At 71.3% G+C, this 11,478-nt stretch carries 5 protein-coding genes and 3 pseudogenes; 4 read left to right on the top strand and 4 right to left on the bottom strand.

The annotated features are described in order from the left end of the window. Both EAO75_RS21085 and EAO75_RS21080 read left to right on the top strand, forming a co-directional pair. Positions 1-175: pseudogene (locus tag EAO75_RS21085) on the top strand (porin PorA family protein); the annotation flags it as partial. After that, a pseudogene (locus EAO75_RS21080) lies at positions 168-1,466 on the top strand (ATP-dependent helicase C-terminal domain-containing protein); the annotation flags it as partial. The pseudogenes EAO75_RS21085 and EAO75_RS21080, both read left to right, overlap by 8 nt. Here the strand turns inward: EAO75_RS21080 and EAO75_RS21075 are convergent. The 3 genes and pseudogenes from EAO75_RS21075 to EAO75_RS21065 form a co-directional block, all read right to left on the bottom strand. Then, entirely contained in the window at positions 1,456-2,448 is a 993-nt protein-coding gene (locus tag EAO75_RS21075) for a DUF3068 domain-containing protein (RefSeq protein WP_147996615.1), read from the bottom strand. The pseudogene EAO75_RS21080 and the gene EAO75_RS21075 sit on opposite strands and share 11 nt — an antisense overlap. Before the next feature lie 25 nt (positions 2,449-2,473). Continuing rightward, positions 2,474-2,608 (bottom strand): SPW_0924 family protein, encoded by a 135-nt coding sequence (locus EAO75_RS21070; RefSeq protein ID WP_147996614.1) that lies wholly within the window; start codon positions 2,606-2,608, stop codon positions 2,474-2,476. A 166-nt stretch (positions 2,609-2,774) separates the two neighbouring features. Continuing rightward, positions 2,775-4,626, bottom strand: a pseudogene (locus EAO75_RS21065) (lytic transglycosylase domain-containing protein). 318 nt (positions 4,627-4,944) lie between these two features. Here EAO75_RS21065 and EAO75_RS21060 point away from each other — a divergent pair. After that, a complete protein-coding gene (locus EAO75_RS21060; protein WP_147996613.1) occupies positions 4,945-5,805 on the top strand; it encodes a DUF4184 family protein in 861 nt (286 codons plus the stop codon). Between the two features lie 453 nt (positions 5,806-6,258). On the opposite strand, the gene polA is transcribed toward EAO75_RS21060, so the two are convergent. After that, a complete protein-coding gene (gene polA, locus EAO75_RS21055; RefSeq protein ID WP_147996612.1) occupies positions 6,259-8,985 on the bottom strand; it encodes a DNA polymerase I in 2,727 nt (908 codons plus the stop codon). A 161-nt stretch (positions 8,986-9,146) separates the two neighbouring features. Between polA and EAO75_RS21050 the strand changes: the two genes are divergently transcribed. Next, a complete protein-coding gene (locus EAO75_RS21050) occupies positions 9,147-11,426 on the top strand; it encodes an FdhF/YdeP family oxidoreductase (protein ID WP_147996611.1) in 2,280 nt (759 codons plus the stop codon). Positions 11,427-11,478 lie beyond the last annotated feature (52 nt).

Below are 11,478 nucleotides of genomic sequence, written 5' to 3'. Positions count from 1 at the left end.
GGTCTACTACTTCGAGCAGACCATCCCGTGGACCAAGGTGAGGTTCCCCAAGACGATGCCGGTCGAGGGCATCACACCGGAGTCGGTCGCCAAGACCGGCACGACCATCTGGTACACCACCGTCCGCAAGTTCTGGGTCGAACCCCTCACCGGCGCCCCCGTCTACGGCGAGGAGCGTCCTTGCGGCCATCGGGGCGGTGGACTCCGACGGGCGTGCCACGGCACGGGGCGGCGCGCTGGCCCGGCTGGGCCTGCATCCCCGGCTGGGGCGGGCGCTGATGGACACGTCCGGCGCCGGTGCCGAGGTGGTCGCGCTGCTGAGCGAGGAGGCCCCCAGGGAGTACGGGGACGACCTGGCTGCCGCGCTGCGGTCGGCCCGGCGGGGCGGTGACGCCTATGCGGGGCGGTGGCGGGCGGAGGTGCGACGGTTGCGGGCGAGCGGCGAGCGCGCGCGGACGCAGGGTGTGGGGGACCGCTCCGGGGCGCACGGCGGGGACGACCGCACCGCGGGCCTCGTGGCCGCCCTCGCCTTCCCCGAGCGCGTCGCCAAGGCCGACGGCGGTTCCTATCTCATGGCGTCCGGCACGCGCGCCGAACTGCGTGAGGGCAGCCCCCTGCGCGGTGCCCCGTGGATCGCGGTGGCCGTGGCGGACCGTCCGGTCGGCAAGGGGCACGCGCGCGTGCAGCTCGCCGCGGCGGTGGACGAGGACACGGCCCGCTCGGCGGCGGCCTCGCTGTACGACGAGGGCCAGGAGGTGCACTGGGCCGACGGGGACGTCGTCGCGCGGCGGGTCGAGCGGCTCGGGGCGATCGAACTCGCGGTGCGGCCCCTGAAGGACGCCGACCCCGTCCTCGTACGCGACGCGCTCCTCGAAGGGCTGCGGCAGGACGGGCTCGGCCTGTTGCGCTGGTCCCCCGACGCCGTCGTACTGCGGCAGCGGCTCGCGTTCCTGCACCTGCGCCTCGGGGAGCCGTGGCCCGACGTCTGCGACGACGCGCTGCACGCGCGCGTGGACGAATGGCTGGAGCCCGAGCTGGGGCGGGCCCGGCGGCGGGGCGACCTGGCGCGGATCGACGCCGGGGAGACGCTCGTACGGCTGCTGCCGTGGGCTTCGGGGGACGCCGGGCGGCTCGACGAGCTGGCCCCGGAGCGGATCACCGTACCCAGTGGGTCCAGGATCCGGGTCGACTACGCCAATCCCGAACAGCCCGTGCTCGCCGTGAAGCTGCAGGAGATGTTCGGCCTGCACGAGTCGCCGAGGGTCGCCGGGGTGCCGCTCCTCGTCCATCTGCTCTCCCCCGCCGGGCGCCCCGCGGCCGTCACCGCCGACCTCGCCTCCTTCTGGAAGGACGGCTACAACGGCGTACGGGCGGAACTGCGCGGTCGCTATCCGAAGCATCCGTGGCCCGAGGATCCGGCCGGCGCCGAGCCGACCCGGCACACCAACGCCCGGCTCAGGCGCTGACCGGCTCCGGCTCGGTGTCCCTCGTCGGTTCCGGGTCGCCGGGGCGACGGCCGCGTGCCTCCAGGTAGAGGGACAGTGCGAGGAGAAGGACGCCCAGGGTCAAAAAGCCCCAGGGCAGGTACGACGTCATCAGCAGGACCAGGGTGCGGTTGGACTTGACCAGGTCGACCGTGCTGTCGATGTAGTCCTCGCGCATCTTCACGTGGCCGGCGAAGGCCGTCACCTTGTCGCGGCCGCCGAGGAGGGTCCCACCGCGCAGTTCCTCCTTGTGGATCTCCTCGCCGTAGACGGGGGCGCCGGTGAGGGGTTCGACCCAGAACTTGCGGACGGTGGTGTACCAGATGGTCGTGCCGGTCTTGGCGACCGACTCCGGTGTGATGCCCTCGACCGGCATCGTCTTGGGGAACCTCACCTTGGTCCACGGGATGGTCTGCTCGAAGTAGTAGACCTCGACGCCGCGGAAGTCCTGGGTGCCCTTGTAGTGGATAGGGGCGGTGATCCGGGCCTGGGCGTCGAAGTACTCGTAGTCCCGCTTCTCCGTCAGGAAGGGCCACTTGAACTCGATGCCCTGCCGTTTGACCGGATCGCCGTCGACCATCTCGCCGGTGGCATGGACGGGTTCCTGGGTGTGGGCGTCGAAGATGTAGCGCTCGGGGATCTTGGAGACCATCTTGCCGTCGGGGCCCTGGACATAGGACAGGCCGTCCCAGACGACGACGTCCTTCCCGGCCGTCCGCTCGATCCTCTCCGACTCCTCGACGTTGCCCTTCAGCGTCTGCACGATGGTGACCTTGGGGACCTTGCGGGCCTTCATCGTGCCGTAGTCGAGGAGGGTCGCGTCCTTCGCCTCCAGGACCATGTCCTGGTACTGGCCGGCCGGGATCTTGGCCAGGCGTGGGAAGGCATACCAGCGCAGCAGCGGGGACAGGGCCGCGAAGAACACGGCGAGGGCGAGCAGGATCAGGCCGGCCTTGCGGCGCATCTCGGCCTCCCTCCCGGACGGGCGGTTACGGGTGTGCGGGCACCGTCGTCAGCAGCGGCTTCGGGGAGGTCTCGCCCGCCGGTGAGCCCATCGCGGTGAGCGCGAGGACCAGGGCGAGCGCGGCGGCGAGACCGGTCGCGGCGGCGATCAGGGCGCGCATACGGGCCTCCCGGAACCCCGGAGCTGATTCGTCCGACACATCTGATACATCGTCAGGTTCGGCACCGTAGCAATGCGCGGGCGAGATGAGAACACGTTGCACACAGACGAAGGGCGCTCCGTCCGCCGCCTGCGGAAGAGCGCCCCTCGTTCGGAAGCCGGTGGCGCTACGCGCTCGGGCTCGGGCTCTCCGAGCCGGACGCCGGGTCCGTCGGGGTCGGGCTGGGCGACGTCTCGGCCGCGGCCACCTTGAGCTCGACGGTCAGGGTGGCGCCGCCCGCGGTGTTGATGCGGAGCAGGAACGTGCCGGTCGCGTCGTCGGCGTACAGCTTCGGCAGCTTGAGCAGGCCGTCCGCGTCCGTCGTCAGGCCGGTCAGGGTGCGCACGGCCTTGCCGTCGGCGTCCTTGAAGAAGGGGCCCTTGTCGTTCTCGGCCGGGTCGTCCGCCGACTTGATGAGCGTGGCGGTGGCCGCGACCTTGTCCGCGACGGCGCCCTTGTAGGTCGCCTTCACCTCGACCTGGTCGGCGAACTCGCCGCCCGGGGTGCAGGTCAGCGCGGTGTCGCTGGTGCGGGCCAGCGCGTCGGCGGCGCGCTCGGTGACGGTGGCCCTGTAGTCGAGACCGGCGATCGTGCGGCCGACGACGGTGACGCGGACGACGAACTCGCCGGTGTTCTCACCCGCCTTGAGCGCGGGCGCCAGGGCCTCACCGGTGCTGCCGGTGAGGACGGTGGCGTACTTCTCACCCGTGCTGAAGGTCGCGTCGGTGGCGCCGATGATCGTGAAGCGGACCCGGACCTTGGGGACGGCCTTGCCGGCCTTGGTCTCGGCGCGCGCGGAGATCTTCTCGGCGCCACCGACGCGACCTTCAGCACGGGTGAGAAGTACGCCACCGTCCTCACCGGCAGCACCGGTGAGGCCCTGGCGCCCGCGCTCAAGGCGGGTGAGAACACCGGCGAGTTCGTCGTCCGCGTCACCGTCGTCGGCCGCACGATCGCCGGTCTCGACTACAGGGCCACCGTCACCGAGCGCGCCGCCGACGCGCTGGCCCGCACGGGGTCGTGCTCGGCGGGGTCGGCTCGGGGCTCGGGGAGCCGCCGTTGTCGCCGGGCTTGGGGCTGCTCGGTGCCGTCGGCGCGCTGGGCGCCGACGGCGTGGAGGGCGTCGTCGGTGTCGGGCTCGCGCCCGCCGTGTCGTCGCTGCGGTCGGACGGGAGGGTGCCCGTGCCGTCCGGGATCTCGTGGGTGCCCTTGCGGTAGTACTCCAGCCACGTCAGGACGAGGTTGAGGTAGTCCTGCGAGTTGTTGTAGCTGAGGATCGCGCTGTCGAGGTCGCCCTTGGTGGACAGGTCCCAGCCGAAGCGGCACAGATAGTGGCCGGCGGCGAGAGCGGCGTCGTAGACGTTGTTGGGGTCCTTCTTGCCGTCGCCGTTGCCGTCGCGGCCGGCCCACTCCCAGGTGGACGGGATGAACTGCATGGGGCCGACGGCACGGTCGTAGCGGCTGTCGCCGTCGTAGGCGCCGCCGTCGGTGTCGCTGATGTTCGCGAAGCCGAGGCCGTTGAGCTGCGGGCCGAGGATCGGGGAGATGGTGGTGCCGGCGGCGTCGACGCGGCCGCCGCGGGCCTGGCCCGACTCGACCTTGCCGATCGCGGCGAGGAGCTCCCAGGGGAGGTTGCAGCCGGGCTTGGCCGACTGGAGGGCGGTCGCGGCCTTCTTGTACGCGTCGAGAACGGTCGCGGGGATGCCCGCCTCGCCCTCGCCCTGGGCGACGGGGGTGCCGGCGGTGGGCGAGGGGTTGGGGCTCTTGAGCGGCGGCAGGTCCGTGTAGTACGGCGAGTTGCCGGTCGCGCTGTTCTCGGCGGGCGTGTCCGGTGAGGGCTGGGTGCCGGTGGTGATCTTTCTGCCGGCGTCGTCGGTCATCACTCCCGGAGCCTGCGACGCGGCCAGTGCCGCGACCACGACCGCGGCGACCGTGGTGTTCACCGCGCCCTTGCGGAGCCTGCCGAATTGCGCCGCCATGAAATGGACCCCTCCCGTGGACGCCGGAGCGCCCATCCCTGTCTGCCGAGCTCGCCTTGCTCGCCCTTGTAGTGACGATCGACTCGCCGCGACAGTTGCCCTCGCGGCACACCTTCGTCGCTGTTTATCTGTTCGACCACACGTCCCCCGGTGCGGCGACCCAGGCGACCCTACGACAACTTCCTTTGCACGGTCACCCGTTGGCGCCCGATTTTTACCGCTTGGCCATGTGGGAGCTGTCCGTCGTATGCCCCTCATACTGGCTAGTCCGACGACCTGGATCGACCGTCCCGTCAATACCCCGCACGAGGAGCCCCGTTGCCGTTCACGCTCAGCCACGCGGCGGCCGTACTGCCCGCCGTACGCACCGACGGAACCGGCCGAGGCCCACTCGTACCCGCCGTGTTGGTGGCCGGTTCCTTCTCTCCCGACATGACCTATTACGCGGGGAGTGTCCTGCCCGAGGCGATGGAGTTCGGCGATGTCACGCACTCGTTCGCGGGCGTGTTCACCATCGACGTGGCGGTCGCCTGGGCGCTGGTGGGCCTGTGGCTGCTGCTGCGTGAACCGCTGGTGGCGCTGCTGCCGGTGCGGCGGCAGGCGCGGGTGGCCACGCTGCTGCGCTGCGGGGCGCCGCGCGCCCTTGTACGGCCGTCGCTTGCGGCGCGCTGGTACGGCTCGGCCGCGCTCGGCGCGCTGACACATGTCGTGTGGGACGCGTTCACGCATCTCGACCGCTGGGGAATGCGGCTGTTTCCCGTGCTGGGCGAGGAGATCGCGGGGTCGCCGCTGTACTGGTACCTCCAGTACGGCGGTTCGGCGGTGGCGGCGGTCGTCATCGCCGCGTTCGTGATCGTGGCGCTACGGCGGACGCCGGCGGACGCGCCGGTCGGCGTTCCGGCGCTTTCGGTACGGGACCGGTGGTGCGCCGGTGCGGTGATCGGTGGACTGGCTGCCGTGGCGGCGGTGCAGCGAGCGTTGCACTGGTGGGACTACTGGGGGTCCACCGCCGAGTACTGGGAGCTGATCCCGACGCTGTGCTTCGGGGCGGGCGCGGGGCTTGCCCTGGGGCTGGTGCTGTACGGCGTGGGGGTCAGGGTGTGGCGTCCGGTTCCGCGCCCGGGCAGTGCGGGGGCGGATGGTGCGGGGCGGGAGCCGAGCCGTCCGGGCGTTCGGTGAGGGCGCGGGCGGTCGCAACGAGCAGCGTGACGGTGCGGATCAGGCGGTGCCTGAGGGTTGCCGTCCTTTGCCGCAGGGTGCTCATCGGGTCGGCGGGGATGCGGGCGGTGCTTGCGCCGGGGGCGAGTGCCGCGACCGGCTTGCGCGCCGGTGACGGGGGCTGATCGGCGGTCGCTTGCGCCGGTGCCGGGGCCGTCCGGCGGTGGAGCGTGCGTATACCCATGACCGCATCTTTACGGGCGCGGGTCGCCTGCGGCGCTTTTGCGGGGGCCACGTGAGTGACGGGCCCTTCCGGGGTTTCGCCGGGTCCCTGGCGTCTGCCCGGTGGTTGTCCGTTCGGGGCTGCGGGTGGTTCCGGGCCGGTCGCGCAGTTCCCCGCGCCCCTGGGGGCGCTCATGCCGGGCGGGGTTGAACAGCCCGCCCGGCATCACGTCGCGCTCTGCCGCCGGCAGGCTAGTGCGCTGCCGACTCCCAGTCCGGGCCCGATCCGACCGAGACGCCCAGGGGGACGTTGAGGTGGACCGCGTTGGACATTTCCCGGCGGACCACCGCCTCGGTCGCCTCGCGTTCGCCGGGGGCCACTTCCAGGACGATTTCGTCGTGGACCTGGAGGAGCATGCGGGAGGTGAGGTTCTCCTCGCGCAGGGCCCGGTCCACATGGAGCATGGCGATCTTGACGATGTCCGCCGCCGTGCCCTGGATGGGGGCGTTGAGGGCCATGCGCTCGGCCGCCTCACGGCGCTGGCGGTTGTCGCTGTTGAGGTCGGGGAGATAGCGGCGGCGGCCGAAGAGCGTGGCCGTGTAGCCCGTCGCCCGTGCCTCGTCGACCGCGCGGCGCAGATAGTCCCGGACTCCGCCGAAGCGCTCGAAGTAGGCGTCCATCAGGGCGCGGGCCTCGCCCGCGTCGATGTTCAGCTGCTGCGAGAGGCCGAAGGCCGACAGACCGTAGGCCAGGCCGTACGACATCGCCTTGATCTTGCGGCGCATCTCCGCGTCCACCGCGGCCGGCTCCACGGCGAACACCTGTGAGGCGGCCGTGGTGTGCAGGTCCTCGCCCGAGGTGAACGCCTCGATGAGGCCCTCGTCCTCGGACAGGTGGGCCATCACGCGCAGTTCGATCTGGCTGTAGTCCGCGGTCATCAGGGACTCGAAGCCCTCGCCGACGACGAAGCCCCGGCGGATCGCCCTGCCCTCGTCGGTGCGGACCGGGATGTTCTGCAGGTTCGGGTCGGTCGAGGACAGGCGGCCCGTCGCGGCCACCGTCTGGTTGAAGGTGGTGTGGATACGGCCGTCCGACGCGATCGTCTTGATCAGGCCCTCGACGGTGACGCGCAGCTTCGCCTGCTCGCGGTGGCGGAGCATGATGACCGGCAGCTCGTTGTCGGTCTGGCCGGCCAGCCAGGCCAGGGCGTCGGCGTCCGTCGTGTAGCCCGTCTTCGTCTTCTTCGTCTTGGGCAGGGCCAGCTCGCCGAAGAGGACTTCCTGGAGCTGCTTGGGCGAGCCCAGGTTGAACTCGTGCCCGGCGGCCGCGTGCGCCTCCTTCACGGCCTGCTGCACGGCGCCCGCGAACATCTGCTCCATGGCCTCGAGGTGGGCCCGGTCGGCCGCGATGCCGTGCCGCTCCATGCGGGCCAGCAGGGCCGAGGTCGGCAGCTCCATGTCACGGAGCAGATCCGCGGCGCCGACCTCCTCCAGGCGGCTCTCGAAGGCCTCGCCCAGGTCCAGGACCGCGCGGGCCTGGATCATCAGCGCCTCGGCCTCGGCGCCGTCGTCCGCGCCGAAGGCCAGCTGGCCGTCGGCCGCGGCGGCCGGGGAAAGCTCGCGGTGCAGGTACTCCAGGGACAGCGCGTCCAGGTCGAAGGAGCGGCGGCCCGGCTTGACCAGGTAGGCGGCGAGCGCGGTGTCCATGCGCACGCCCTCGATGCTCCAGCCGTGCTCCGCGAAGACGCGCATCGCGCCCTTGGCGTTGTGGAAGACCTTCGGCTTGGCGGCGTCGGCCAGCCAGGCCGCGAACGCCTTCTCGTCGGCCTCGTCCAGCTGCGACGGGTCGAACCAGCCGGCCGTGCCGTCCGCCGCCGCGAGCGCGACCTCGGCGACCGAGCCGGCGCCGAGCGCCCAGGTGTCGACGGTGGCGACGCCGAGGAGCCCGCCGCCGTGCTCGGTGAGCCAGGGGCCCAGCTCGCCGGTGCCGAGCACCGAGCCGTCCAGCTCGACGCCCTCGGTGGCGATCGGGGTGGCCTCGGCCTCCTCGGCGCCGGGGTCGACGCCGAAGAGCCGCTCGCGCAGGGACGGGTTCCTGATCTCCAGGGTGTCCAGGACCAACGCGACAGCCTTGCGGTCGTACGGCTCACGGGCGAGGTCGGTGACGGTCTTGGGCAGCTCGACGGCGCGCTCCAGCTCGGTGAGCCGGCGGTTGAGCTTGACCGCCTCCAGGTGGTCGCGCAGGTTCTGCCCTGCCTTGCCCTTGACCTCCTCGACGCGCTCGACCAGCTCCGCGAACGAACCGAACTGGTTGATCCACTTCGCGGCGGTCTTCTCGCCGACGCCCGGGATGCCCGGCAGGTTGTCGGACGGGTCGCCGCGCAGGGCCGCGAAGTCGGGGTACTGGGCGGGCGTCAGTCCGTACTTCTCGACGACCTTCTCCGGGGTGAAGCGGGTCAGCTCGGAGACGCCCTTGGTCGGGTACAGCACCGTGGTGTGATCGCTGACCAGCTGGAAGGAGTCCCGGTCGCCGGTGACGATCAGCACGTCGAAGCCGTCGGCCTCGGCCTGGGTGGCGAGGGTGGCGATCACGTCGTCGGCCTCGAAGCCGTCGACCGCGAAGCGCGAGACGTGCATCGCGTCGAGGAGCTCGCCGATCAGCTCGACCTGGCCCTTGAACTCGTCCGGGGTCTTGGAGCGGTTCGCCTTGTACTCCGTGAACTCCGCGGAGCGCCAGGTCTTGCGGGACACGTCGAAGGCCACGGCGAAGTGCGTGGGCGCCTCGTCGCGCAGGGTGTTGGCCAGCATCGACGCGAAGCCGTAGATCGCGTTCGTCGGCTGGCCCGTCGCGGTCGTGAAGTTCTCCGCGGGGAGCGCGAAGAACGCGCGGTAGGCCAGCGAGTGCCCGTCCATGAGCATCAGGCGGGGCCGGCTGTCCCCGGGGTTGCTGTCGGTCTTCTTCGATGCTGTCTCTGCCACGCCCCCGATCCTGCCACGCCCCACTGACACTCGGTCCCCATCGGGGGTGCGGCCCCGTGGGGGTGGGGTGTCCCAGGTGCCGGAACCCCCCGCCGCGTCGTCCGTCCCGCATGCGAGGATCGGCGATGTAGCTCACACGTGTACATGAAGAGGAGTGCGCGATGGCCACCAAGCCGCCCAAGGGTGATCCGGTTCAGGACGCGCCGCAGGTCGCCGAGCCGAAGCATGCGGCGGCGGGGTTGCCGGCCATCGGGCACACCTTGCGCATCGCACAGCAGCAGATGGGCGTGAAGCGCACCATGCTGACGTTGCTGAGCGTGAACCAGAAGAACGGCTTCGACTGCCCGGGGTGTGCCTGGCCGGAGCCGGACCACCGGCACAAGGCGGAGTTCTGTGAGAACGGCGCGAAGGCGGTGGCCGAGGAGGCCACCCTGCGCCGGGTCACCCCGGAGTTCTTCGCCGCGCACTCCGTCACGGACCTCGCGACCAGGAGCGGCTACTGGCTGGGGCAGCAGGGGCGGCTCACCCACCCCATGTATCTCCCCGAGGGCGCCACGCACTACGAGCCGGTGTCCTGGGAGCGCGCCTTCGACATCATCGGCGAGGACATCACGGCCCTCGGCTCCCCCGACGAGGCCGTCTTCTACACCTCCGGCCGCACCAGCAACGAGGCCGCGTTCCTCTACCAGCTCTTCGCGCGCGAGCTCGGCACGAACAACCTGCCGGACTGCTCCAACATGTGCCACGAGTCGTCCGGGTCGGCCCTCACCGAGACCATCGGCATCGGCAAGGGCAGCGTCCTGCTCGACGATCTGTACAAGGCCGAGCTGATCATCGTCGCCGGACAGAACCCGGGCACGAACCACCCGCGCATGCTCTCCGCCCTGGAGAAGGCCAAGGCGAGCGGCGCGAAGATCATCACGGTCAATCCGCTGCCCGAGGCAGGCCTGGAGCGCTTCAAGAACCCGCAGACCCCGCAGGGCATGCTCAAGGGCGCCGCGCTCACCGACCTGTTCCTCCAGATCCGCATCGGTGGCGACCAGGCCCTCTTCCGCCTCCTCAACAAGCTGATCCTCGAGACCGAGGGCGCGGTCGACGAGGAGTTCGTGCGCGACCACACCCACGGCTACGAGGAGTTCGCCGAGGCCGCCCGCGCCGCGGACTGGGACGAGACCCTGACGGCGACCGGCCTCACGCGCGCGGACATCGACAAGGCCATGGCGATGATCCTCGCCTCCCGGCGCACCATCGTGTGCTGGGCGATGGGCCTCACCCAGCACAAGCACTCGGTGCCGACGATCCGCGAGGTCGTCAACTTCCTTCTGCTGCGCGGCGACATCGGCCGCCCGGGCGCGGGAGTGTGCCCGGTGCGCGGCCACTCGAACGTGCAGGGCGACCGCACGATGGGCATCTTCGAGCGGCCCGCCCCGGCCTTCCTGGACGCCCTGGAGAAGGAGTTCGGCTTCGCGCCCCCGCGCGAGCACGGCTTCGACGTCGTACGGGCCATCCGCGCGCTGCGCGACGGCGAGGCGAAGGTCTTCTTCGCGATGGGCGGCAACTTCGTGGCCGCGACGCCCGACACGGACGTCACCGAGGCGGCGATGCGGCGTGCCCGGCTGACCGTGCACGTGTCGACGAAGCTCAACCGCAGCCATGCGGTCACGGGCGCCCGCGCGCTGATCCTGCCGACGCTGGGCCGCACCGAGCGTGATCTCCAGGGCAGCGGCGAGCAGTTCGTGACCGTCGAGGACTCGATGGGCATGGTGCACGCCTCCCGCGGCCGCCTGGAGCCCGCGAGCACGCACCTGCTGTCCGAGCCGGCGATCGTGTGCCGCCTGGCACGCCGCGTGCTCGGCGAGGGCAGCCTCACGCCCTGGGAGGAGTTCGAGAAGGACTACGCGACGATCCGCGACCGCATCGCGCGCGTGATCCCGGGCTTCGAGGACTTCAACGCGCGCGTGGCCCACCCCGGCGGCTTCACGCTCCCGCACGCCCCGCGCGACGAGCGCCGCTTCCCGACGGCGACCGGCAAGGCCAACTTCACCGCGGCCCCGGTCGAGTACCCGGAGGTTCCGGAGGGCCGGCTGCTGCTGCAGACCCTGCGGTCGCACGACCAGTACAACACCACGATCTACGGCCTCGACGACCGTTACCGGGGGATCAAGAACGGCCGCCGGGTCGTCATGGTCAACCCCGAGGACGCCCAGCGGCTGAACATCGCCGACGGCTCGTACGTCGACCTGGTCGGCGAGTGGAAGGACGGCGTCGAGCGGCGGGCGCCGGGCTTCCGGGTCGTGCACTATCCGACGGCCCGCGGCTGCGCGGCCGCGTACTACCCGGAGACCAATGTGCTGGTGCCGCTGGACGCCACCGCGGACACCAGCAACACCCCGGCCAGCAAGTCCGTCGTCGTACGTCTGGAACAATCGGCGACCGACTGAGCGTTTGCTCAGTCGACGAGCTGGACGAGCGACTGAGCACCACGAAACGGAG

Origin of the sequence: Streptomyces sp. UW30, from assembly GCF_008042075.1 — a bacterium.
Classification (GTDB): domain Bacteria; phylum Actinomycetota; class Actinomycetes; order Streptomycetales; family Streptomycetaceae; genus Streptomyces.
Note: the sequence above shows the minus strand (reverse complement) of the source record. Positions and strands in the feature narration are given on the sequence as shown.

Excerpts from the sequence above, each read along its gene's own strand:
- EAO75_RS21075 (WP_147996615.1), bottom strand. The coding sequence starts at position 2,448 with ATGCGCCGCAAGGCCGGCCTGATCCTGCTCGCCCTCGCCGTGTTCTTC.
- EAO75_RS21070 (WP_147996614.1), bottom strand. The coding sequence starts at position 2,608 with ATGCGCGCCCTGATCGCCGCCGCGACCGGTCTCGCCGCCGCGCTCGCC.
- EAO75_RS21050 (WP_147996611.1), top strand. The coding sequence starts at position 9,147 with ATGGCCACCAAGCCGCCCAAGGGTGATCCGGTTCAGGACGCGCCGCAG.